Annotated in this window: 24 protein-coding genes, 1 tRNA gene and 1 pseudogene; 5 read left to right on the forward strand and 21 right to left on the reverse strand. The window is 59.0% G+C overall.

The annotated features are described in order from the left end of the window. Nucleotide 1: 1 nt before the first annotated feature. The 6 genes from ACIQ0Q_RS00780 to ffh form a co-directional block, all read right to left on the reverse strand. Nucleotides 2-403 carry an RNA-binding S4 domain-containing protein gene (locus tag ACIQ0Q_RS00780; RefSeq protein WP_395771042.1) on the reverse strand — a complete coding sequence of 134 codons (402 nt, stop codon included), beginning with the start codon at nt 401-403 and terminating at the stop codon, nt 2-4. A gap of 60 nt (nt 404-463) precedes the next feature. After that, nucleotides 464-823, reverse strand: a complete 360-nt coding sequence (gene rplS, locus ACIQ0Q_RS00785; protein ID WP_297798873.1) for a 50S ribosomal protein L19 — start codon at nt 821-823, stop codon at nt 464-466. An 82-nt stretch (nt 824-905) separates the two neighbouring features. Continuing rightward, nucleotides 906-1,673, reverse strand: a complete 768-nt coding sequence (gene trmD / locus ACIQ0Q_RS00790; protein WP_395771043.1) for a tRNA (guanosine(37)-N1)-methyltransferase TrmD — start codon at nt 1,671-1,673, stop codon at nt 906-908. Continuing rightward, nucleotides 1,673-2,197 (reverse strand): ribosome maturation factor RimM, encoded by a 525-nt coding sequence (rimM, locus tag ACIQ0Q_RS00795; protein ID WP_395771044.1) that lies wholly within the window; start codon nt 2,195-2,197, stop codon nt 1,673-1,675. The genes trmD and rimM overlap by 1 nt, the downstream gene beginning before the upstream one ends. Nucleotides 2,198-2,213: 16 nt before the next feature. Beyond that, complete coding sequence (rpsP, locus tag ACIQ0Q_RS00800; RefSeq protein ID WP_395771045.1) at nt 2,214-2,468, reverse strand: 30S ribosomal protein S16; 255 nt, start codon at nt 2,466-2,468, stop codon at nt 2,214-2,216. A 97-nt stretch (nt 2,469-2,565) separates the two neighbouring features. Continuing rightward, entirely contained in the window at nt 2,566-3,939 is a 1,374-nt protein-coding gene (gene ffh, locus ACIQ0Q_RS00805; RefSeq protein WP_395771046.1) for a signal recognition particle protein, read from the reverse strand. A gap of 90 nt (nt 3,940-4,029) precedes the next feature. Here ffh and ACIQ0Q_RS00810 point away from each other — a divergent pair, with 90 nt between their 5' ends. Beyond that, a complete protein-coding gene (locus tag ACIQ0Q_RS00810) occupies nt 4,030-4,821 on the forward strand; it encodes an inner membrane protein YpjD (protein WP_395771088.1) in 792 nt (263 codons plus the stop codon). Here the strand turns inward: ACIQ0Q_RS00810 and radA are convergent. The 8 genes from radA to murJ form a co-directional block, all read right to left on the reverse strand. Next, nucleotides 4,818-6,191, reverse strand: a complete 1,374-nt coding sequence (gene radA, locus ACIQ0Q_RS00815; RefSeq protein ID WP_395771047.1) for a DNA repair protein RadA — start codon at nt 6,189-6,191, stop codon at nt 4,818-4,820. The genes ACIQ0Q_RS00810 and radA overlap by 4 nt on opposite strands. A 255-nt stretch (nt 6,192-6,446) precedes the next feature. Then, nucleotides 6,447-7,379 carry a DUF808 domain-containing protein gene (locus ACIQ0Q_RS00820; RefSeq protein WP_395771048.1) on the reverse strand — a complete coding sequence of 311 codons (933 nt, stop codon included), beginning with the start codon at nt 7,377-7,379 and terminating at the stop codon, nt 6,447-6,449. A gap of 46 nt (nt 7,380-7,425) precedes the next feature. Then, nucleotides 7,426-7,501: transfer RNA gene (locus tag ACIQ0Q_RS00825), tRNA-Thr, on the reverse strand. 44 nt (nt 7,502-7,545) lie between these two features. Further along, nucleotides 7,546-8,496 (reverse strand): 4-hydroxy-3-methylbut-2-enyl diphosphate reductase, encoded by a 951-nt coding sequence (gene ispH / locus ACIQ0Q_RS00830; protein ID WP_395771049.1) that lies wholly within the window; start codon nt 8,494-8,496, stop codon nt 7,546-7,548. Then, a complete protein-coding gene (gene lspA, locus ACIQ0Q_RS00835; protein ID WP_395771050.1) occupies nt 8,493-8,987 on the reverse strand; it encodes a signal peptidase II in 495 nt (164 codons plus the stop codon). The genes ispH and lspA overlap by 4 nt, the downstream gene beginning before the upstream one ends. Next, nucleotides 8,987-11,758, reverse strand: coding sequence for an isoleucine--tRNA ligase (gene ileS, locus ACIQ0Q_RS00840; RefSeq protein WP_395771089.1), 2,772 nt, complete (start codon nt 11,756-11,758; stop codon nt 8,987-8,989). Before ileS ends, lspA begins: the two co-directional genes overlap by 1 nt. A 62-nt stretch (nt 11,759-11,820) precedes the next feature. Further along, nucleotides 11,821-12,771, reverse strand: a complete 951-nt coding sequence (locus ACIQ0Q_RS00845; RefSeq protein WP_395771051.1) for a bifunctional riboflavin kinase/FAD synthetase — start codon at nt 12,769-12,771, stop codon at nt 11,821-11,823. 28 nt (nt 12,772-12,799) lie between these two features. Continuing rightward, nucleotides 12,800-14,359, reverse strand: a complete 1,560-nt coding sequence (murJ, locus tag ACIQ0Q_RS00850; protein WP_395771052.1) for a murein biosynthesis integral membrane protein MurJ — start codon at nt 14,357-14,359, stop codon at nt 12,800-12,802. Nucleotides 14,360-14,474: 115 nt separating this feature from the next. Here murJ and rpsT point away from each other — a divergent pair, with 115 nt between their 5' ends. Further along, a complete protein-coding gene (rpsT, locus tag ACIQ0Q_RS00855; protein WP_297799482.1) occupies nt 14,475-14,744 on the forward strand; it encodes a 30S ribosomal protein S20 in 270 nt (89 codons plus the stop codon). A 76-nt stretch (nt 14,745-14,820) separates the two neighbouring features. On the opposite strand, the gene cgtA is transcribed toward rpsT, so the two are convergent. The 3 genes from cgtA to rplU all read right to left on the reverse strand — a co-directional run bounded on the left by cgtA (nt 14,821) and on the right by rplU (nt 16,562). Continuing rightward, the gene (gene cgtA / locus ACIQ0Q_RS00860; protein ID WP_395771053.1) at nt 14,821-15,888 is read right to left on the reverse strand and encodes an Obg family GTPase CgtA; all 1,068 of its coding nucleotides are present in this window, start codon (nt 15,886-15,888) and stop codon (nt 14,821-14,823) included. A gap of 83 nt (nt 15,889-15,971) precedes the next feature. Beyond that, nucleotides 15,972-16,232 carry a 50S ribosomal protein L27 gene (gene rpmA, locus ACIQ0Q_RS00865; RefSeq protein ID WP_395769500.1) on the reverse strand — a complete coding sequence of 87 codons (261 nt, stop codon included), beginning with the start codon at nt 16,230-16,232 and terminating at the stop codon, nt 15,972-15,974. Nucleotides 16,233-16,250: 18 nt separating this feature from the next. Continuing rightward, complete coding sequence (gene rplU, locus ACIQ0Q_RS00870; protein WP_395771054.1) at nt 16,251-16,562, reverse strand: 50S ribosomal protein L21; 312 nt, start codon at nt 16,560-16,562, stop codon at nt 16,251-16,253. Nucleotides 16,563-16,788: 226 nt separating this feature from the next. Here rplU and uvrA point away from each other — a divergent pair. The 3 genes and pseudogenes from uvrA to ACIQ0Q_RS00885 form a co-directional block, all read left to right on the forward strand. Beyond that, nucleotides 16,789-19,605 (forward strand): annotated as a pseudogene (uvrA, locus tag ACIQ0Q_RS00875) (excinuclease ABC subunit UvrA); the annotation flags it as partial. Nucleotides 19,606-19,619: 14 nt separating this feature from the next. Further along, nucleotides 19,620-20,012 (forward strand): acyl-CoA thioesterase, encoded by a 393-nt coding sequence (locus ACIQ0Q_RS00880; protein WP_395771055.1) that lies wholly within the window; start codon nt 19,620-19,622, stop codon nt 20,010-20,012. Between the two features lie 22 nt (nt 20,013-20,034). Then, a complete protein-coding gene (locus ACIQ0Q_RS00885) occupies nt 20,035-20,778 on the forward strand; it encodes an enoyl-CoA hydratase/isomerase family protein (protein WP_395771056.1) in 744 nt (247 codons plus the stop codon). 16 nt (nt 20,779-20,794) lie between these two features. Here ACIQ0Q_RS00885 and ACIQ0Q_RS00890 read toward each other — a convergent pair whose 3' ends face one another. Genes ACIQ0Q_RS00890 through ACIQ0Q_RS00905 form a run of 4 tightly spaced genes read right to left on the reverse strand, consistent with a single transcriptional unit; the run spans nt 20,795 to nt 23,183 of the window. After that, nucleotides 20,795-21,631: a sulfurtransferase gene (locus tag ACIQ0Q_RS00890; protein ID WP_395771057.1), complete on the reverse strand. Its 837-nt coding sequence runs from the start codon at nt 21,629-21,631 to the stop codon at nt 20,795-20,797. Continuing rightward, on the reverse strand, nt 21,628-22,242 hold the full coding sequence (locus tag ACIQ0Q_RS00895) for an NUDIX hydrolase (RefSeq protein ID WP_395771058.1): 615 nt from the start codon (nt 22,240-22,242) through the stop codon (nt 21,628-21,630). The genes ACIQ0Q_RS00890 and ACIQ0Q_RS00895 overlap by 4 nt, the downstream gene beginning before the upstream one ends. Before the next feature lies 1 nt (nt 22,243). Beyond that, on the reverse strand, nt 22,244-22,417 hold the full coding sequence (locus ACIQ0Q_RS00900; protein ID WP_395771059.1) for a DUF1289 domain-containing protein: 174 nt from the start codon (nt 22,415-22,417) through the stop codon (nt 22,244-22,246). Between the two features lie 34 nt (nt 22,418-22,451). Beyond that, nucleotides 22,452-23,183, reverse strand: coding sequence for an FKBP-type peptidyl-prolyl cis-trans isomerase N-terminal domain-containing protein (locus tag ACIQ0Q_RS00905; protein ID WP_395771060.1), 732 nt, complete (start codon nt 23,181-23,183; stop codon nt 22,452-22,454). Between the last annotated feature and the right edge of the window lie 59 nt (nt 23,184-23,242).

Consider the following 23,242-nt stretch of genomic DNA (forward strand, 5'->3'; position numbering starts at 1 on the left):
TTCAGAGTGCGTCGATGTCGCCGAGCGCCTGGATCAGACGTCGGGCGCGCTTGTCAGGTTTGGTCAGCGGCGCCCTATAGCCGGCATTAGCCAGCCGCTTCATCTCGCGCTCGCTTTCACGTTTCATGCGTGATGCCTCGGATTCGGAATACAGGGTCTGTGCCACGGCCGCAGGGCCGCGCTGCTCGCTCAGCACGAGCACGCTGATTTCATAAAGTTCATTGGCACGATTGACCTGCAGGATATCTCCACTGCGCAGCATGCGTGAGGGTTTGATGGCCTGGCCGCCAATCTGGACTTTGCCGCCGATCAGCATTTGCTTCGCCAGGCTGCGGGTCTTGAAGAATCGCGCAGCCCAGAGCCAGATATCGGCACGGACTTCGGTGAGGGGGTCTTTGTTCATGCGCTTTAAATGCAAACGGCCGCGATAAGCGGCCGTGCGTGCAACGGATCAGACATCAATTCAGGCTTTTTTGCCGTAGTTGAGATCTTCCTTGATGCGGGCTTTCTTGCCTTCCAGGTCGCGCAGATAATACAACTTGCCCTGACGGACATCGCCACGACGCTTGACCGACACGGAGTCGATGGTGGCACTGTGGGTCTGGAACACGCGCTCGACGCCGAAACCGTGCGAGATCTTGCGGACGGTGAAAGCGGAATTCAGACCGCGGTTCTTGATGGCAATGACCACGCCTTCGTAGGCTTGCACGCGCTCGCGGTTGCCTTCTTTGACTTTGACGTTGACCACGACGGTGTCGCCGGGACCGAAGTCAGGCAGCTTGCGGGTGATTTGTTCGGCTTCGAATTTTTGCAGGAGGTTCATAGGACACCACGATTCTGTCGTTCTGGGGGACGCCTCGCGGCGTGTTTAGCCGCTTATTATAGCCCGAAACCTACGGTTTTGACTAGGGGTTTCGGTCATCAGCAGGGGGATGGCCGGTCTGTTCAGCTTTGAACTCGGCCAAAAGCAAGGCGTCGGCCTGTGACAGTCGGCCTTCATCCAGTAAATCCGGACGTTTCAGCCAGGTCCGGCCCAGACTTTGCTTACGCCGCCAACGGGCAATCAACGCGTGATTGCCGGACAACAGCACCTCCGGCACACCCTCGGTTCCCAAGATTTCAGAGCGAGTGAAGTGCGGACAGTCCAGCAGGCCGTTTTCGAAACTGTCCTGAATGGCGGAATCGGCATCGTTCAGGACCCCATCCAGCAACCGGACCACGGCATCGATGACGGTGGCTGCCGGCAACTCGCCGCCGGACAGCACGTAGTCGCCGAGAGAGATCTCCTCGTGGATGCGGGCATCGAGGAAGCGCTGATCAACGCCTTCATAGCGGCCGGCCAGAAGAACCAGACGCGGCCTTGCAGCCAGTTCGCGGGCCTTAATCTGGGTAAATGGCCTACCCTGCGGGCTCAGATAAACGGTATGTGCAGGGCTCTCATCGGCCTGTACCACGGCATCCAGACACTCGATGAGCGGATCGGCCATCATCACCATGCCCGGTCCACCACCGAACGGACGTTCATCAATCCGGCGATAGTTGTCGTGGGTGAAGTCGCGCGGATTCCACACATGCAGTCCAGCCAGACCGCGCTCGAAAGCGCGGCCGACCACCCCCACCTGCAGGCATTGGCGGAAATAATCGGGAAACAGGGTGATGACATCGAAACGCATCAGAAGTCGGCATCCCAGTCCACGTGGATTTCACCGGCGTCAAGATCGACAGCATCGACGAACCGGTCCAGCAAGAAGGGAATCAGACGTTCGCGCTCGCCGCTGACCACCATGACCGGATTGGCCGGCGTGTCGAACAGATGCGAGACCCTGCCGAAATCAGTACCCTCGCGATTGCGCACGCGCAGTCCTTCCAGATCAATCCAATAATATTCGCCAGGCTTGGCCTTCGGCAGCTGGCTGCGCATCACCCACAGCTCGGCACCGTGCAGGGCCTGGGCGCTATCGCGGTCATCGACATCCGGCAATCGAATGACCGGCCCTTTGGCCGTCATGCGCCCTTTCAGGCTATCCAATACCTGCTCCCGGCCTTCATGCAGGAGAATCAGCGGCTTGTATTTCAGCAGCTGTTGGGGCGGATCGGCAAAACTCTGGCATTTGATTTCTCCCGAAATGCCAAAAGCGCCGACCATCCTGCCAATGAGGATGCGGCGCTCCGGAGTGATGTCGGGTCCTCGCGTCATGGCCGCGAGGACGGGCTCAGGCAGCGGCCTGGCTCGAGGCTTCTTTTACGAGCATGCGGACTTTATCGGTCAGCTGCGCGCCTTGGGAAACCCAGTGATTGACGCGGTCGGTATTCAGCTCGACGCGCTTTTCATTGCCTTGGGCGACCGGGTTGTAATAACCCAAGCGCTCGATGGACCGGCCATCACGCTTGTTGCGTTGATCGGTCACCACGATGTGGTAGAACGGACGCTTTTTGGCGCCGCCGCGGGTCAGTCGAATCTTGACCATAATGTTGTTTGCTCTGTAGTTCGGGTTGGAATCAAGGCCGAAGCCTCGGGTAGCCCGATATTATAGCCCCAAACCGACCTGATTGAAAGCCGGAAGCTTAACGACCACCGAATCCGCCCGGAAAGCCGCCGCCGAGCATACCTTTCATGCCACGCATCATGCCTTTCATGCCGCCGCGGGAAAGTTTGGCCATCATGCCCTCCATCTGCTGGTATTGCTTGAGCAGGCGGTTGACATCGGCCGGCGTGGTGCCCGAACCGCGGGCGATACGGGCTCGGCGCGAGCCATTCAGCAGGCCGGGATTACGGCGCTCTTTCGGGGTCATCGAATTGATGATGGCGATCATGCGTGGCATTTCCTTGCCGGTGACCTGGTTTTTGACGTGGTCCGGCACCTGAGCCATGCCCGGCAGCTTGTCCATCAGGCCAGAAATTCCGCCCATGGCCTGCATCTGCTGGAACTGCTCGCGCATATCATTTAGGTCGAACTTCTTACCTTTGGCCACTTTCTGGGCTAGTTTGGCGGCCTTTTCGTGGTCAACCTGCGACTGTACCTGTTCGACCAGACTGAGCACATCGCCCATGTCCAGGATGCGGCTGGCGGCTCGATCCGGGTGGAACACATCCAGCCCCTCGGGCTTTTCGCCGACTCCGACGAATTTAATCGGCTGACCGGTGATGTGGCGGACTGACAAGGCGGCACCGCCGCGGGCATCGCCATCGGTTTTGGTCAAGATCACGCCGGTCAGCGGCAAGGCCTCGCTGAACGCTTTCGCGGTGTTCGCAGCGTCCTGACCGGTCATGGCATCGACCACGAACAGGGTTTCCACCGGATTCAGGGCCGCATGCAACTGCTGGATTTCGGCCATCATGGCAGCATCGATGGCCAGGCGGCCGGCGGTATCGACCAGCACCACATCCATATAGGTTTTGCGGGCTTCGCTGATGCAGGCCTTGGCGATGTCGGCGGGGGCTTGATCGGCCTGGCTCGGGAAAAAATTCACCCCCACCTGCTTGGCCAAGGCGTCCAGCTGGGCAATCGCGGCCGGACGATAGACATCGCAGCTGACCACCATGACTTTCTTCTTGCGCTTTTCCTTCAGGAACTTGGCCAGTTTGCCGACGGTGGTGGTTTTACCGGCACCCTGCAGACCCGCCATCAGGATGATGGCCGGCGCCGGGACGTTGAGATTGAGATCGACGGCTTCGGCACCCATCACCGCGGCGAGCTCGTCGTGCACGATTTTGATCAGGGCCTGGCCGGGAGTGAGGCTGGTAAGCACTTCCTGGCCGACCGCACGCGCCTTGATGCGCTCGATCAGGGCCATCACCACCGGCAGGGCGACATCGGCCTCGAGCAGGGCAATGCGCACTTCACGCAGGGAGTCCTTGATATTGTCTTCAGTCAGCCGGCCGACACCGCGCAGGCGTTGCAGGGTTCCGGACAGGCGTTGGGTCAGCGATTCAAACATGGGGCATCCTCGGTATGACGCCCATTATACGCCGGCGCGGATTTGACCACGGCCTCTCGATTTTTGCGCGGAATATGCCAAACTGTGGCAATGACCGTTGAATTTGCCAGCTATACCGCCTTCTTTGCCTATCTGCTAAGTGCTGCGCTTTGGATTTTCCGGCAGCGCACCGGGCTCAACGGTCTTTTCGCACAGGCTGCGGCATTGCTAGCACTGTCGACTCATGCGCTGGCACAGGGCCTGCTCTGGCACCAGGCCCAAGGGCCCGACCTGCACTTCTTCGCTGCATTGTCCTGGGTCGCATTGACCATGGCGGTCATCAGCACCGTGCTGACCGCCCGCAAACCGCTATCGGCACTCGGAATTCTGGTTTATCCAATTGCGGCACTGTCGGTGTATGCGAATTACCGCTGGGGCGTGCATGTGACCAGTGCTCTCGACTGGCGCCTGAAACTGCATGCCAGTTTCGCGCTACTGGCTTACGCCGGCCTGTCCATCGCCACGCTACTGGCCCTGCTGTATTGGCTGCAGGACCGCACCCTACGCCGGCGCCATCTGCAATCCTGGCTGGGCGTCTTGCCACCGCTGGTACAAACCGAACAGATGCTGTTCAAAACCCTCGGCACCAGCTGGCTGTTGCTCACACTCACGCTCACCACCGGCACCGTGTTCGTGGAAGATATGCTGGCCCAGCATCTCTGGCACAAAACCGTGCTAACCGCGCTGAGCTGGCTGACCTTGCTGATTCTGTTGGTCGGCCGCATCCGCTTCGGCTGGCGTGGCGTGCGTGCCGTGCATTGGACTCTGGGCGCGGCCACGCTGCTGGCTCTGGCATTTTTCGGATCGAAGTTTGTGCTGGAACTGGTGCTACAGAATTCTTAAAACGCGGCCTGCAACGCATCCATCAAGCGATCTACCGCAATCACTTCCATATCGCCGAACTGGCCGCGCTTGGGTGCATTGGCTTTCGGCACAATGGCGCGTGTGAACCCGTGCATAGCGGCTTCCTTCAGACGTTCCTCGCCGTTCGGCACCGGGCGGATTTCGCCCGACAGCCCCACTTCGCCGAAGGCCACGGTTTTCTGCACCAACGGACGGTCTTTGAGTGACGACAGCACCGCCAACAGCACCGGAAGATCAGCTGCGGTTTCCTGAACGCGGATGCCGCCGACCACATTGACGAACACGTCCTGATCGGACACGCCGATGCCGCCGTGGCGGTGCATGACCGCCAGCAGCATGGCCAGACGATTCTGTTCCAGACCGAGCGTGACCCGGCGCGGATTGGGCATGGACGATTGATCGACCAGGGCCTGCACTTCCACCAGCAGCGGGCGCGTGCCTTCGCGGGTGACCAGCACCACACTGCCCGGGGCACTCTGACTTTGGCCGGAAAGAAAAATGGCGGACGGATTGGCGACCTCTTTCAGGCCTTTGTCGGCCATGGCGAACACGCCGAGTTCGTTGACCGCACCGAAGCGGTTCTTGAACGCACGCAGCAGCCGGAAGCGCGAACCGCTCTCTCCTTCAAAATACAGCACGGCATCGACCATGTGCTCGAGCACGCGCGGGCCGGCGATGCCGCCCTCTTTGGTGACATGACCGACCAGAAATACCGAGGTGCCGGTTTCCTTGGCATAGCGCACCAGCCGCGCGGCACATTCACGCACCTGACTGACCGAACCCGGGGCGGCGCTGAGCTGCTCGCTCCACAGGGTCTGGATGGAATCGGCAACCAGAATTTTCGGCTTGGCCTGCTGGCAGTGCAGCAGGATCTTCTCCACCGAAGTTTCCGCCAGCGCCAGCAGATGTTCGGTATCCAACCCAAGGCGCAGGGCCCGACCGGCCACCTGACCGAGGCTTTCTTCACCACTGATGTACAGCGCCGGCTGACGCGCCGCCATGCTGGCCAATGCCTGCAATAACAGGGTGGACTTGCCGATGCCCGGATCACCGCCGATCAGCACCACCGAGCCCTCAACCAGACCACCGCCAAGCACGCGGTCCAGCTCGTTCAGTCCGGTGCCGACACGCACCTGGGTCTCACCGGACACCTGTTTGATCGGAGTGATTTTCGGTTCGACGGCGCCAGCATAACCGGTGCGCATCGGTTTGGCCGCAGTCGCGGCCAGCGTCACTTCGGTCAGAGTGTTCCACTGCCCGCAATCACCGCACTGACCCTGCCATTGGCCATAGGATGCACCGCAGTCGCTGCAGACATATGCGGATTTGCTTTTCTTTGAAATCGCCATGGCCCTTAGTGTAGCCTGATGGCAATCAAAAGGCATCGGAAAGCTCTGCATCATGAAGAAATGGTTTCTGCTCGCCGGTCCAGCGGGATTGGTGGTACTGACCTGTGTTGTCGCCGGCCCTTATCTGACCATGCACCGTATTGAAAAGGGCAGCGCTGCAAAGGACTGGATAGTCCGAGCGCCCAGATCGATTTCCCGGCAGTCCGCGCGCCGGACTGAAGGTGCAACTGCAACGTATAATCGAGGCGGAAACGTCTAAGCGCTGTTGCGCCTGAACAGGTGTCCATACAACGCGCCCAGCGCCACCACCGTCAAGCCAAGCAATACGCCGAACAAAGCATTGACCAAGGCCGCAACCAGCCAGGATAGCGATGGCAGCATGCCGGCGATGCGTTCAACGGCATAGTGAAGCCAAGGCACGTTATGGCTGAGGATCCCGCCACCAACCAGGAACATCGCCGCGGTACCGGCGACAGACAGGAACTTCATCAGCTTCGGCGCTAGCCACAGCAGGAAGCCGCCGAAAGCCTGCTTGAAGCGCGACCACAGACCAGCCGACGGATTCCGAATCAACTGCAGACCGGCATCATCGAGCTTGACGATGCCGCCGACCAACCCGTAAACGCCAACAGTCATCAGCAACGCAATGGCGCAAAGTGCGCCGATCTGAACCCCCAGTGATTTGCCGGCAACCGCCCCAAGCGTGATGACGATGATTTCAGCAGACAGGATGAAATCGGTACGGATGGCGCCCTTGATTTTGTCCTTCTCGAACTGCACCAGATCGAGCTTTTCGTTTCTGACCGCTTCAATCAGCTCCTGATAATGCGACTCCGAATCAGCTTTGGCATGCCCGCCAAACTCATGCACGAGCTTTTCGGAACCCTCATAGCAGAGATAGGCGCCACCGATCAGCAACAAAGGCACGATCAACCAGGGTACGAAGGCACTGATCAGCAGTGCCGACGGCACCAGAATGAGTTTATTGACGAAAGAACCCTTGCAGACCGCCCAGACCACCGGCAGTTCACGGTCGGGATTGACGCCACTGACCTGATGCGCATTCAATGCCAGATCATCGCCGAGCACGCCGGCGGTCTGCTTGGCAGCAACCTTGGTCATCACCGTTACATCGTCGAGCAGTGTGGCGATGTCATCGATTAGGGCAAGCAGACTGGAACCGGCCATGGGGCGCTCCGGACAGAGGGAAACCCGCCGGAGCGGGTTTTTCGAATGGTGCCGGAAAGAGGAATCGAACCTCCGACCTACGCATTACGAATGCGCCGCTCTACCGACTGAGCTATTCCGGCGGATATATGATTTTACGGTTTTTGCCAACTTTAGGCAATGAAACTCAGTCCAGAAGGGTGATGCGCAGCTCTTTCGGCAACGCGAATACTATATTTTCGGGCTGGCCGTCGAGCTCAGTGACATCGCAGCCACCCAACTGCTGCAGATGCGAAATTACGCTCTGCACCAGAATTTCCGGCGCCGAAGCGCCGGCGGTGATCCCGATGCAGACCGCCCCCTCCAACCATTCCGGACGGATGTCGTCGACACCGTCAATCAGGTAAGCCCGTGCGCCATTCTTTTCGGCCAGTTCGCGCAGACGATTGGAATTGGAACTATTGACCGAGCCAAGTACCAAGACAAGATCGCATTTTCCAGCAAGCGCACGCACCGCATCCTGCCGGTTCTGGGTGGCGTAACAGATATCATCATGACGCGGCCCTTCGATTTTAGGGAATCGTGCCCGCAGGGCTGCGATGATATCGCGTGTTTCATCGACCGAAAGTGTGGTTTGGGTAGTGAATGCGAAGTGCTCGGGTTGAGACACTTCCAGTCTCATCACATCTTCGACATCTTGCACAAGGTAGATGTTGCCACGCGCACCCTGGCCAAGCCACTGGCCCATAGTGCCTTCCACTTCCGGATGCCCCTCATGCCCAATCAGGACCACATCGCGGCCGGCACGGCAGTGCCGGGTCACCTCGATATGCACCTTGGTCACCAACGGACAGGTCGCATCGAATACTTTCAAGCCGCGGGCTTCCGCTTGACGGCGAACCGCCCGCGGCACACCATGCGCGCTGAAGATAAGGGTGGCACCGGATGGGACTTCATCCAGGCTTTCGATGAATACCGCTCCGCGTGCGCGCAGATCATTGACCACGAATTGGTTATGCACGACCTCATGGCGCACGTAGATCGGCGCGCCGAGCAAGTCCAGCGCACGATTCACGATTTCAATGGCGCGGTCAACGCCGGCACAGAAACCGCGTGGATTGGCCAGTATGATATTCACGGCGACTCCGTCGTACTGTCAGGTACGAAACTGAAAATAATCAGAAGTACGGCAGCGACGGTAATTGCCGAATCCGCCAGATTGAATACCGGCCAATGCAAGTCATTCCAGTACCAGTGCACGAAATCGACGACGTAGCCGAAACGCACGCGATCGATCAGATTGCCGAGCGCGCCGCCGATAATCAGCACCAGTGGCAAGGCCATGCGCCAATCACCCCGCGGCTGTTTTGCCAGCATTCCAACGCATATGGCTGAAATGATTACAGCCAGCGCACTGAAAAGCCATTGTTGCCAGCCGCCGGCATCGGCAAGAAAACTAAAAGCAGCACCTGTATTATGCACCAGCGTCCAGTTCCAGAAGCCGGGAACCACTTCCTGCGGCACACCGTAGGTCAGCACCGACAATGCCCATTGTTTGGTGACCCAGTCCAGCACGATGATGGCAACGGAAAGGCCGAGCCAGGGCAAGGCATTTTTTCGTGCTTTCATCAGAAGAATCTCCTTGTTTCGCCCGAACCACGGACATTATCAACGCAGCGATTGCACAATTCCGGATCCTCATCATCAGTGCCGACGCTGGCGCTGTAATGCCAGCATCGCACGCATTTGCTTTGTCCAGACACCCTGGCCAGAACTCTGAACGGCGAACCCTCGACGGCTATCGCCTCAGCCGGCGCAGAAGCCAGTGGCGCGAGCTGTAGCTGCGAAGTGATAAACAGGAACCGCAGTTCGTCACCAGTATCAGAAAGTGAAGAGATCACATCATTCTCGGCATAGACCGTCACTTCAGCCTGCAAGGCGGCGCCGAGCTTGCCGTCGGCACGCATCGGCTCCAAAACTTTACCGACCGCATCACGCATGGCCAGGAGCTGCTGCATATCGGCGCCATCGGCTTTCAGGTATTGGCCATCAGCGGGCAACAGCACATCAATGGCGGTATTGTCCTGCAGAAAAACGCTTTCGGGTCCGGATCCAGGAACATGCTGCCAGATTTCTTCTGCAGTGAAGCTCAGCACCGGGAGCAAAGCCCTGACCAGCACCTGTACGATGGCGTGCATGGCGGACTGTGCCGAACGGCGACCGAGACTGTTCACCGGCATCGTGTACAGGCGATCCTTAGTCACGTCGAGGTAGAGTGCGCCCATTTCATTGGTGCAGAAATTCTGCAGGCTCGTGACGACACGTGCGAAATCATAATCAGCATAAGCCTGGTTAACACGCTCATGCAGCTGGCGGGCTTTCGCCATCGCCCATTGGTCGAGCAACAAACAGTCATCCGGCGAGACCGCATGCTGAGATGGATCAAAACCAGACAGATTTCCAAGCAGGAAACGAGCGGTATTACGGATACGACGGTAAGCATCGGCACTTCGCTTGAGGATGTCATCGGAGATCGACATTTCGTTGCGGTAATCGGTACTAGCAATCCACAAACGCAGCACATCAGCGCCGAGCTTGTCGATTTCCTTCTGCGGCTCGATGGTGTTGCCAATCGATTTGGACATCTTCTTGCCGTGCGCATCGACCGTAAAGCCGTGGGTGAGCACTTGCCGGTAAGGCGCCATGCCGTCCATGGCTATGCCGGTCAACAGTGAGCTCTGGAACCAGCCCCGGTGCTGGTCGGATCCTTCCAGATACAGGTCGGCTGGCTTCGACAGGCCGTCTTGCGGACGTGCCGCCAGCACGGCCTGGTGGGTTACCCCGGAATCGAACCAGACATCGAGAATGTCGGTGATTTTGTCGTAATTTTCGGCATCGGCACCCAGCAAAGACTCTGGAGACAAATCGAACCAAGCATCTATGCCGGACACAGCAACAAGATCCGCGACTTTCCGCATCAGCGCTACGGAATCCGGATGCGGTTCGCCACTGATTCTATCGATGAACAGCGCGATCGGAACGCCCCAGGTACGTTGGCGTGAAATGCACCAATCCGGCCGGTCATCGATCATGCCCTTGATGCGCGCCTGCCCCCAATCGGGAATCCAGCGCACGCCTTCGATGGCTTTCAGAGCGTCGTCGCGCAAGCCGGCCTGCTGCATGGAAATGAACCATTGCGGCGTAGCACGGAAGGCCACCGGGCTTTTATGGCGCCAGCAATGCGGATAGCTGTGGGTGAGCTTGGAGAAAGCCAACAGTGCACCACGCTCGCGCAGCAACTCGACAATGCTTTCGTTTGCCTTCCAGATATGCTGGCCGGCGAAAAGCTCGGTATTGGATAGGTAGACGCCTTTGCCATCAACCGGATTGACCGTTTCAATGCCATATTTCTGACCAACTGCGAAATCTTCCTGACCGTGGCCGGGAGCGGTATGGACGGCGCCGGTACCGGCATCGGTGGTGACATGCTCACCCAGGATAATCGGCAGCTGGCGTGCATAGAACGGATGCTGGAGAACTTGATGTTCAAGTGCCGCTCCCTGTGCGCGGCCGAGAATATCGACTGTCGTCATGCCATAACGCTCCAGGGCAGAGGCGGCAAGCACCTCAGCCAGCACCAGCAGTCCGTTGGGACCCCGCACCAGAACATAATCGACTTCCGGCCCGAGGGTGACCGCCATGCTCGCTGGCAGCGTCCAGGGCGTTGTGGTCCAAATTGGAACCGCGATGGACTCGGTGGATTCAATGCCGAAAATATTCGCTACCGCCTTCGGATTCAATGTGACATAAGCTACATCGACCGCCAGCGAGGTTTTATCGGCATATTCGATTTCGGCTTCGGCCAAGGCCGAACCGCAGTCAAAACACCAGTGCACCGGCTTCACGCCGCGCGCCAGATGACCCCGCTCGGTGATTCTGGCCAAACTGCGGAGCATCTCTGCTTCGAAGGCGAAATCCATGGTGCGGTACGGATTCTTCCAGTCGCCCAGAACGCCGAGTCGCTGGAAATCCTTGGACTGGCCGGCAATCTGCTCGGCTGCGTATTCACGGCACTTCTGACGGAATTCGCGTGCATCAAGCTTGACGCCGACTTTTCCATGTTTCTTCTCGACTGCCAGTTCGATCGGCAGACCATGGCAATCCCAGCCCGGTACATACGGAGCATCGAAACCGGCCATCAGTTTGGATTTGACGACGACATCCTTCAGTACTTTGTTGACGGCATGGCCGATGTGGATGTTGCCATTGGCATAGGGCGGCCCGTCATGCAGCACAAACACCGGCTTTCCGGTGTTGCGGGCGCGAATCGCTGCATACAGATCCTGCTGCTGCCATTGCGCCAGGATCGCCGGTTCGCGTTTCGGCAAATCGCCGCGCATCGGAAAAGCGGTCTCCGGAAGACTGATGGTGTGCTTGTAGTCCTTGCTGTTTTCCTGCGTGCTCACGCACATTCTCCTAAAGTCCAGCGCGCCAGAACGTCGCGCGCCTGTACGGCATCCCTGTCCATCTGCTGCACCAAGGCAGCCAGATCATCAAATTTTTCCTCGTCACGCAGCTTGTGCACGAACTCCACTTGCAGGTGCTTACCGTAAAGATCGCCGTCGAAATCGAATAGATGCGCTTCGAGCAATGGTTCGCGGCCATTGACGGTCGGACGGGTGCCGAGACTGGAAACGCCGGCAATCGGCCCGTTGCCGATGCCGTGTATCCAAGTCGCATAGATGCCCATCAGTGCCGGCTTGCGACCTTGCAGACGGATGTTCGCGGTCGGATACCCAAGTGTGCGTCCGAGCTGCTTTCCGCGCACGACACGACCCTCGATGACATACGGATGGCCGAGTTTCAGCGCCGCTTCCTGCAGACGCCCGGCCTGTAAATCGGCACGGATCAGCGAACTGGAAATCCGCTCGCCCTGCTGAATCTGCGGCTGAACACCCTGCGCCTCGAAGCCGTGTATCGCACCGAGATCCTTCAGCATGTCCAGATTGCCGCGGCGCCCTTTGCCGAAAAAGAAATCCGGGCCGACCAGCACATCCCGTGCATTCAGGCGCCGCACCAAAAGCTCAGCGATGAAGTCCTCGGCCGACGTGTCGGCCAGGCCCTGATTGAAGCGGAGCAGACCGATGGCATCGGCACCGGCCTCACGCAGTGCCCGGAATTTCTGGCGGGCACGGATCAATCGTGGCGGCGGATTGGCACGGCCGAAGAATTCGCGCGGCAAGGGTTCGAAACTGACGACCACCAGGTCCAGATTGCAGGCATCGGCGATTCGCCGTGCTTCGGTCAGCAGGTGTCGGTGTCCGAGATGCAATCCATCGAATGCACCGATACAGACCACGCTTCCGCGTGGACTGATCCGTGGTCCTGAGAAATCCCGGAATAATACTGTCATAGCCTTGGAATTATAGCTGTTTCCGACCTCAGACTTCACGCAAATGACGCAGACGCAGGCCGAAAATCAGGTGAATCGCCAAATAGGCGGCAACACCCGCCGCTACTGCCGCCACCAGCCAGAGCACCCGGTGAAGACCATGCAACTGACCCCAGTCGCCGATTTGGGAGCGCACCACCCAAACCACTGCCCACATGAGCACGGTAGCCACGAAAATTCTCAACAGCCAGACCAACCAACCGGCTTCCGGGCGGTAAACGCCTTCCCGGTATAAGAGCCACGCCAAGGCAGCGGCATTGAATATTCCGGCCATGGCGGTTGCCAAGGCGATGCCGGTATGGGCATAAGGCAATTGGGCCCAGCGCATCAATGAGACGAAGGAAGCGATTAAGACCACATTGACCAGTACCGTCCATACCGCCACTCTCATAGGTGTCTTGGTGTCATGGCGCGAATAGAATGCTGGGAGCAATACCTTGGACAGCATGAAAGCCGGAATGCCGATACTCATGGCAGATACCGCCAAGGACACCATGCGGGTATCCTCAGCGGTGAATTTGCCATGCTGGAACAAGGTGGCACACAAAGGCTCGGCCAAAGCCACCAGACCCACCGCCGCCGGAATGCCGATCAAGCACACCATTTTCAATCCCCAATCCAGGGCATGGTTATAGCCCTCGCGGTTCTCGGCGGCATGTTGCCGAGACAGATGTGGAAGGATGACGGTACCGATGGCCACACCGAACAGTCCCAGCGGAAATTCGGTCAGCCGGTCGGAGTAATACAACCAGCTCTGGGCGTTGACGACCAGCGCCGATGCGAATACGGTACCGACCAGAAGATTGAGCTGTGCCACCGAGGACGAAAAGATGGTGGGCAGCATCAGTTTAAATACCCGCTGCACGCCCGGATGTTTGAAATTTAGTCGCAATGCCGGCTTCACACCGAATCGCGCCAAGGCCGGCCACATCACACAGAACTGGAGAATGCCGGCCAACAGTACGCCCCAGGCTAAGGCATAGGCCGGAATGCTGAACAGGGGGGCCAGCACCAACATCGCCAAAATGATGGCTAGATTATGCAGAACCGGAATGAATGCCGGCAGACCGAAATGCCTGAAGCTGTTCATCACCGCACCGGCCAGCGCGGTCATCGAAATGAAGCTCAGATAGGGAAAGGTGATGCGAAGCATGGATGCGGTCAAGGCCACCTGCTCGGAGTCCTTGTCGGCAAAAGCCAGGAATAGCTGGGCAATCCACGGCGACAGCGCAATACCAAGCCCGGTCACCACCGCCACCACAGCCAGCAATGCTCCCGCGATATGGTTCAGGAAGTCACGGATCTGTGCTTCATCGCCTTTTTCCCGCAATTCCGAGAGTACCGGCACGAAGGCCGAGGAAAACGAGCCTTCCGCGAAAATGCGGCGAAGATAATTGGGGATCCGGTAGGCCACCACGAAGGCGCTCACCGCCGGTCCGGTTCCGAACAAAGTGGCCTGCAACAGGTCCCGGGCAAACCCGGCCAGGCGCGACAGGAAGGTCATCCCCCCGAAAACGGCGGTGGAACGCAACAAACCGGGTTTCGCCACTGTTTTCACCGAATCCTGAACGCTGTACCTACGGCCATTATTGACGCAACAGGGATTTTCTGCCATACTTTTCAATCTTTGACACCCCCAATTCACCGATTTTCAGGAGCCCGCTGTGGCCAATATCAAATCCGCCAAGAAACGCGCCAAACAGACCGTGGTCCGCAACGCGCGCAACACCAGCCAGCGCTCGATGCTGCGTACCCTGGTCAAGAAGGTCGTCAAGGCCTTGGAAACCAAGGATGTCGCCGCCGCCGAAGCCGCTTTCGTCGAGGCCGTGCCGGTTCTGGACCGTTACTCCTCGCGTGGCCTGATTCACCGCAACAAGGCCGCCCGTCACAAGAGCCGCCTGACTGCCCACATCAAGGCGCTGAAAGCCGCCTGATTACGGTTGCCTTTACCCCATGAAAAAACCGGCCTCGGCCGGTTTTTTATTGTTAATCCGAAGCCGAAGCTCCGGGTCAAACACCCATTTTGGCGCGCTCGGTGAGGTCCTCGGCGGCTTCCAGGGCGGCGTGTTTCTGGTCGTCGAAGAACTGCTGGATCTTCAACATGATCGGCCAGGTGCCTTCGCGGCCGATGGCTGAGACGGTAAACCAGGGTTCTTTCCAGTCGAGCGCGGCGATGATGGCTTTTGCACGTTCAGCCCGGGTTTCATCGTCCAGCAGGTCGCCTTTATTGAGCACCAGCCAGCGCGGCTTCTCGAGCATGTCCGGGTCGTACTTGCGCAACTCGTTTTCGATCGCGCGGACCTGTTCGGCCGGATCGATTGACTCATCGAACGGCGCCATGTCAACCAGATGCAGCAGCAGGCGGGTGCGTTGCACATGGCGCAGGAACAGACTGCCAAGCCCGGCGCCGTCGGCAGCGCCCTCGATCAGACCCGGAATATCGGCAATCACGAAGCTGCGGGCGATTTCGACGCTGACCACACCCAGATTCGGGTGCAGGGTGGTGAACGGATAATCCGCAACTTTCGGCGTGGCCGCGGAGACCGCGCGGATGAAGGTGGACTTGCCGGCATTGGGGAATCCGAGCAGACCGACATCGGCCAGCAGCTTCATTTCAAGGCGGATTTCGCGCTCTTCGCCGGGCGTGCCGTTGCTGGCTTTGCGTGGTGCACGGTTGATCGAACTCTTGAAGTGGACGTTGCCCTTGCCGCCCTCGCCACCCTGGGCAACCAGCATGCGTGCACCGTGCACGGTCAGATCGCCGATGATTTCATCGGTGGCGACATTGACCACTTCCGTGCCAATCGGCACTTTGATGGTGATGTCTTCGCCGGCCTTACCGAACATCTGCCGGCCCATGCCGTTCTGACCGCGCTGGGCCTTGAAGTAGCGGTCATGGCGGAAATCGACCAAGGTATTCAGATTTTCGTCGGCTTCCAGCCAGACGCTACCGCCGTCGCCGCCGTCGCCGCCATCGGGACCACCAAGCGGAATAAATTTTTCACGGCGGAAACTGATGCAGCCGTTGCCGCCGTTGCCGGCAGTGACCGTGATGACTGCCTCATCCACAAACTTCATGGGTATTCTCTCGAGGGGAAATGATGTTTAGCTTAAATGAAAAACCCCGCCGAAGCGGGGTTTCTCCGACAAGCGCGGATAGCTTATTCGGCCGGAACCACGCTGACCGTGCGGCGCTTTTTCGGCCCCTTCACGGCGAAATCGACGGTACCGTCGACCAGTGCATACAGGGTGTGATCACGACCCATGCCAACATTGGCGCCGCGGTGGAACTCGGTACCGCGCTGACGGATGATGATGTTGCCTGCTTCGATGGCTTGGCCGCCGTAAATCTTGACGCCCAGGTATTTCGGATTAGAATCGCGGCCGTTGCGGGTCGAGCCTACGCCTTTTTTCGATGCCATGACGTGTTCTCCTCAGTCTTAGGCAGTGATGCCGGTAATTTGGATTTCGGTGAAATGCTGGCGGTGGCCCATCTGCTTACGATGATGCTTACGGCGGCGGAATTTCACGATGCGGATTTTGTCCAGACGACCGTGCGATTTGACGGTCGCGGTGACTTTGGCGCCGGTCACGGTCGGGGTGCCGACAGTGACGCTGTCGCCATTGCCGACCAGCAGGACTTCATTGATTTCGACGTTGGCGCCGGCTTCGGCATCGAGCTTCTCGACGCGGAGCACTTCGTCCTTCATCACGCGGTATTGTTTACCGCCGGTAACGATAATTGCGTACATGACCTGGATTCCTCTGTAGTTATTTTTGAAAAAACCGGACTTTGGTCGAAGCCCAGACGCGAAATTATGCGCCTAAGCCCTCGAAAAGTCAACAGACTTTGGGTTTTCGGGCAGAGGATTCAGGCCAGCTATCCGGCTTGAGCCTGAACCAGTGTTCAGACTACCGCCCGGCAACTGCTTCCTGATAGACTGAACGATTGATTCCCGGCCGTATCCGACCCCTATGATGGACTTTATCCGCATCCGCGGTGCACGTACCCATAATCTGAAGAACATTGACCTCGATCTGCCCCGCGACAAGCTGATCGTCATCACCGGTCTGTCCGGCTCCGGCAAGAGCTCGCTGGCATTCGACACCATCTATGCTGAGGGCCAACGCCGCTACGTCGAGTCGCTGTCGTCCTATGCCCGCCAGTTCCTGAGCGTGATGGAAAAGCCGGACCTCGACCATATCGAGGGCCTGTCCCCGGCCATTTCCATCGAGCAGAAATCGACCTCGCACAACCCGCGTTCCACGGTCGGCACCATCACCGAAATCTATGATTACCTGCGCTTGCTGTTCGCGCGCGTCGGTACCCCGCACTGCCCGGACCACAATTACCCGCTCAGCGCCCAGACCGTCAGCCAGATGGTCGATCAGACCCTGGCCCAGGACCCGGAAAAACGCTTCATGCTGTTGGCCCCGGTCATCAAAGACCGCAAAGGCGAGCACATGCAGGTGTTCGACCAGCTGCGCGCCCAGGGCTATGTGCGGGTCCGCGTCGACGGCGTGCTGTATGAACTTGACGACGTGCCGCCGCTGGCCCTGCGCCAGAAGCACAGCATCGATGCGGTCATCGACCGCTTCAAACCGCGCGAGGACATCAAGCAACGCCTGGCAGAAAGTTTCGAAACCGCCTTGAAACTAGGCGATGGCAGCGCCGAATTGGCCCCAATGGATAATGCCGACACACCCAGCATCCTGTTTTCGGCGAAGTATTCCTGCCCGGTCTGCGATTACTCGCTGACCGAACTCGAGCCACGCCTGTTCTCATTCAACTCGCCGATGGGGGCCTGCCCGTCCTGTGACGGACTCGGCGTCGCGCAGTTCTTCGATCCGGGCAAAGTGGTGCTGCACCCGGAACTGAGCCTGGCTGCCGGCGCCATCCGCGGCTGGGACCGGCGTAACGCTTATTATTTCCAGCTGATCCACTCGCTGGCCAAGCATTACCGCTTTGATCCCGAAAGCCCTTGGCAGGACCTGAGCGAGCCGGTGCGGCACGCTGTGCTGTTCGGCAGTAGCGACGAGCAGATCGCTTTCACTTACCTGACCGAGGCCGGCGGGCGGACCGTGCGCAAGCATGTGTTTGAGGGCATCATTCCCAACCTCGAACGGCGCTACAAGGAAACCGAATCCCAAGCCGTCCGCGAGGAACTCGGCAAATTCATTTCCAGCCGTGAATGTCCGGAATGCCAGGGCTCGCGCCTGAACCGCTCGGCCCGTAACGTACTGGTCGGCGGCAAAAACCTGACTGACATCAGCCGGATGTCGATTGATGCCTGCACCGCCTTCTTCGCCGATTTGAAAGTGGCTGGATGGCGCGGCGAAATCGCCGAGAAAATCGTGAAGGAGATCCTCGAACGCCTGCGCTTCCTGATGGACGTCGGCCTGGATTACCTGAGTCTGGAGCGCAAAGCCGATACCCTTTCTGGGGGCGAGGCCCAGCGCATCCGGCTTGCTTCGCAGATCGGCGCCGGATTGGTCGGCGTCATGTACGTTCTGGATGAACCCTCCATCGGCCTGCACCAACGCGACAACGAGCGCCTGCTCGGTACCCTGACTCGCCTGCGCGACATCGGCAATACCGTGATCGTGGTCGAGCACGATGAAGACGCCATTCGCGCCGCCGATCATATCGTCGACATCGGTCCCGGTGCCGGCATCCACGGCGGTCGCATCATCGCCCAAGGCGTCCTGAAGGATATCCTTAAGGCGAAAGATTCGCTGACCGGCGATTATCTGTCCGGCAAGAAGAAAATCGAGCTGCCGGAAAGGCGCACCAAGCCGAATCCACGCATGAAGCTCGCCCTGAAAGGCGCTTCCGGCAACAATCTGAAAAATGTCGATCTGAACCTGCATGCCGGCCTTCTGACCTGCATCACCGGTGTGTCGGGGTCCGGCAAGTCGACCCTGGTCAATGACACGCTGTTCCCGATCATCGCCAATGAACTCAATGGCGCCTCGCACACCATTGCCCCGCATGTCTCCATCGATGGTATTGAACTGTTCGACAAAGTGGTCGACATCGACCAGTCGCCGATCGGACGCACGCCGCGCTCCAACCCGGCCACCTACACCGGTCTATTCACGCCACTGCGGGAATTGTTCGCGCAGGTTCCGGAAGCACGAGCGCGCGGCTATTCGCCCGGACGCTTCAGCTTCAACGTGCGCGGCGGCCGCTGCGAGGCCTGTCAGGGCGATGGCTTGATCAAAGTCGAAATGCACTTTCTGCCTGACGTGTATGTGCCCTGCGACGTCTGCCACGGCAAACGCTACAACCGGGAGACCCTGGACATCCTGTACAAGGGCCATTCCATCCACGACATACTGGAAATGACCGTGGAAGACGCCCTGGAGCTGTTCAAGCCGGTACCGGCCCTTGCCCGCAAACTGGAAACCCTGATGGATGTCGGCCTGAGTTATATCAAACTCGGACAATCCGCCACCACGCTTTCCGGTGGTGAAGCGCAGCGCGTGAAACTCTCGAAGGAACTGTCGCGCCGCGATACCGGGCGAACCCTGTACATCCTCGATGAACCGACCACCGGCCTGCACTTCCATGACATCGACCATCTGCTCGGAATCCTGCACAAGCTGCGCGATGACGGCAATACTGTGGTGGTGATCGAGCACAATCTCGATGTCATCAAAACCGCCGACTGGATCATCGACCTCGGCCCGGAGGGCGGATACCGCGGCGGCCAGATCATCGCCGAAGGTACGCCGGAACAGGTTGCCGCCAATCCGGCTTCGCATACCGGCCGCTTCCTGGCGCCGCTTCTGAAAAAGGTACGCAAATGAACCCTATTTTCAGCCATGGCATGGACATTCGCTGGCGCGAGATGGATGCGCTCGGCCATGTCAACAACGCCCAGTACCTTAGTTATGTCGAAGAAACCCGTGTGCAGTGGTTCAATAGCCTGCTAAACGGTTGGCAGAACGGTGACTGCGCGCCGATCGTAGCGGCCATCCATGTCGACTTCCGCAAACCCCTCGTGTGGCCGGAGCAGATCACCGTTTCGCTGTTCGCTGAAAAGCGCGGAAGCAAGAGTGCCACCATCGGGCATCGCATCCACAGTGCAGGGGACGCTTCGATAACCTATGCCGAAGGCTATACGGTGTTGGTCTGGATCGATCGTACCGGACAGACGGTTGCCCTGCCCGACTATATCGCCGCACTCTTTATCTAATCGAAACATTAACGAGACCGCCATGATCGAAATCATCCCGCACGGCAATATCCATGAAATCAAACTGGCACGGCCGCCGGTCAATGCCCTGAACTTCGCACTGCTGGATGCACTGGCAATGGCAGTACAGGCCGCTCCGGGCAACGGTGCTATCGGTATCGTGCTCAGCGGCGGCACCAAAGTATTTTCCGGCGGGCTGGATGTGCCCTATCTGCTGGGTTGTGATGAAGACGGTCTGCGCGCCTGTTGGTCGCGCTTCTTCGATGCCGCACGCGCCTTGGCGAAATCTCCGATTCCGGTGGCCGCTGCCATTTCCGGGCACAACCCTGCTGGCGGTTGCGTTCTTGCGCTGTGCTGCGATTACCGTGTCATGGCCGAAGGCCCGTTCCGCATCGGTCTGAATGAAACCCAGGTCGGCTTAGCTGTACCGGAAGCCATCCAGTATCTGATGCGTCGCATTGTCGGTGCGCATCGCGCTGAGCGGTTGATTGTGGCCGGTGCCATGATTGAATCGGCGCAGGCGCATGCGCTCGGCATTGTCGATGAACTGGCGCCGCAGGAAGCAGTGGTGGAAAACGCAGTGGCTTGGCTGAACAACACCACGGCGCTGCCGCAGGGACCACAACGCGTTTCACGCGCGATTGCCCGTGCCGACATCGTTCAGGCGCTTGACGGTTTCGCCGGCGACCAGATGGAACAGTTCCTGAAGGGCTGGTATTCGGAAGAAACCCAGCGCGTATTGCAGGGCCTATTTCCGAAGAAATGATGCTGTCAAAGTACGATTAGCCGCCAATAGCCACCTGATTGGCATCATCGGCAATCCAGCCACTCCAGCTCGGTGCAAACAGCCGCCAATGATCCAAGCCGGCATGGCTCAAGGCCAGGGCATTGTGGCAGGCCGTCACGCCCGAACCGCAGCTGAGTAGCACTTCTTTTGATCCAGCGCCTGCTGCATCGAATTCCGCACGCAGTATTTCGGACAGTTTGAACAGTCCGTTTTCAAGGTTTTGCGCATAGGGTCGGTTGACTGCGCCGGGGATATGACCGGCCTTGCGGTCCAAGGGCTCGACCTCGCCGCGGAAGCGCTCCGGCGCACGGGCATCAAGCAGCAGGGCATCGGCGCTGTGCAGGCGGACTTTCAGCTCATCTTCGGCAATCAGCCGCTGCATACGGAAATACACCGGATACCGTGAGGGTTCCGGCACGGCGACGATATCCTCGGTCGGAAGATCCAGCGCCAACCAAGCATTCATGCCCCCGTTCAGTACGGTCACGTTTTGATGCCCGGCCAGCACGAACAGAACCCAGGCCCGCGCCGCCGCCATGGCGCCGTCGGCTTGATCGTAAATCACCACCTCGTGTTCCGGGGCAATCCCGAGGCGCTCCAATACCATTTGCCAGTGCGCCGGTGAAGGCAGCGGATGCCGGCCCAGATGCGGATCGGTCCTCGGTCCGGAAAGATCGGCATCGAGATCCAGGTATTGCGCGCCACGGATGTGTTGGTGCAGGAACTCCCTGCGACCGAGGGTCGGATCCGCGAGCGAAAACCGGGCGTCGAGGATTTTCAGATTCGGCGCGAACAGTTTACCGGCCAGTGCCGATGCCGAAATCAGACTCATGGCAGCGCCCCCAGACGCTGGCGGAGATTGACCAGCATACTTGCGGTAGCACCCCAGATCCGATGATTCTGCCAGCGGAATTCTTTCAAGGAACGCATCACCCCACGGAATTCGATTTCGAAGGGATGCTCATTGCCGGCATCAAGAAACAGCGACAAGGGCGCTTCGAACAGCTCGGCGACTTCCACACCATCGGGCTCAGCACGGTAATCGGGATCAACAATCGCCACAGCCGGAAACACCCGGTAACCGGTGATGGTCACCAGCGGGTCGAGATAACCGAGCAGTCGCACATAGTCCGCCTCCAGCCCGATTTCTTCATGCGCTTCGCGCAAGGCGGCTTCGAACGGGTTGGCGTCTGCGGTTTCGATACGGCCACCGGGAAAGCTGATCTGTCCCGGATGATGGCGCAGATGCGGCGAGCGCTTGGTCAACAGCACATGCAGGCCATCGACGCGCGGCACCAAGCCACACAGCACCGAGGCCGGCGCGAAAGTGTCGGCTTCCGGCAGAAAGGATTCCAGTTCCGCCAAATTATGCGGCATTGTCTCCAGGGCCTCGGTTTCACTCAACAGCGCGCGTTGCACCTGTTGCCAGACAGCCTGCGGCATTTCAGGATTCGCTTTCGCGCTGCGGCAGCACGGTTTCCATAAGGTATTCGCGCTGCTCCGGGCTGTAAGTCAGCCAATCGCCGATTTCGCCCAGGCTCCGGAAGCAGCCTTCGCAGAAACCACGGGCGTTGACGGTGCAGATGCCCACGCAGGGGCTGAGAACGGGTTGGGCCATTAACGTAAAGCCCCGGCGGACCGGGGCTCTTTCATCACTTGACGGAGATCAGTTTGATATCCAGCAGAATGGCCTGATTCGGGCCAGGGCCGCCGCGGGCGGACTCGATACCGCTGCCCCATGCTTTTTCCGGCGGCAGCAGCACCTGCCAGCGGGCACCGTTAGGCATCTGCTGCATGATTTCCTGCATGCCCGGCAGCTTGACCACATCGCTCAGTTTTCCGGAAACCGGCTTGACGTCGGCGAAGGTGCTGACGAAGGCCTGGCCGGTCGTTGCCAATGCGCCCGAGAAGTTGAACTCGACATTGCTGTTGAGATTGGGTTTGACACCCGCACCGGCTTCGATGACTTTGTACTGGATGCCGCTCGGCAGGGTGACCACACCGGGCTTGGTTTTGTTGGAGGCGATGACCGCATCCGATTTGAGTTTGTTTTCACGGGCGGCGGTATCGAAGCGGGACTTGGCTTCAGCTTCGCGTTGTTTCTGGTAAGCGACCATGGTGGCTTCCAGTTTTTCCGGAGCGATGGTCGGCGGACGTTTGGCGTAACCGTCTTGGATGGCGCGGTTGATGGCAGTGACATCCAGACCCGGAGCTTGATCGGCCATATTGCGGCCGAAATCATAGCCAAGCGCGTAAGCCAGCGCGGCTTTATCGACAGGACCGCTGGCAACCGGAGTTGCAGGCTTGGCGGCAGGAGCGGTTTGCGCCAGAGCGGCGGTGGCCAATGTGGAGGCCAGTACGGCCGACAGCAATTGCAACTTCATAGTCTCTCCAGAGTGAAAAAAAGAGCAAAAATGCTCCCGACAGGTTGATAGAATACCCA

Origin of the sequence: Arenimonas sp. (genome assembly GCF_044348765.1) — a bacterium.
Lineage (GTDB): Bacteria > Pseudomonadota > Gammaproteobacteria > Xanthomonadales > Xanthomonadaceae > Arenimonas.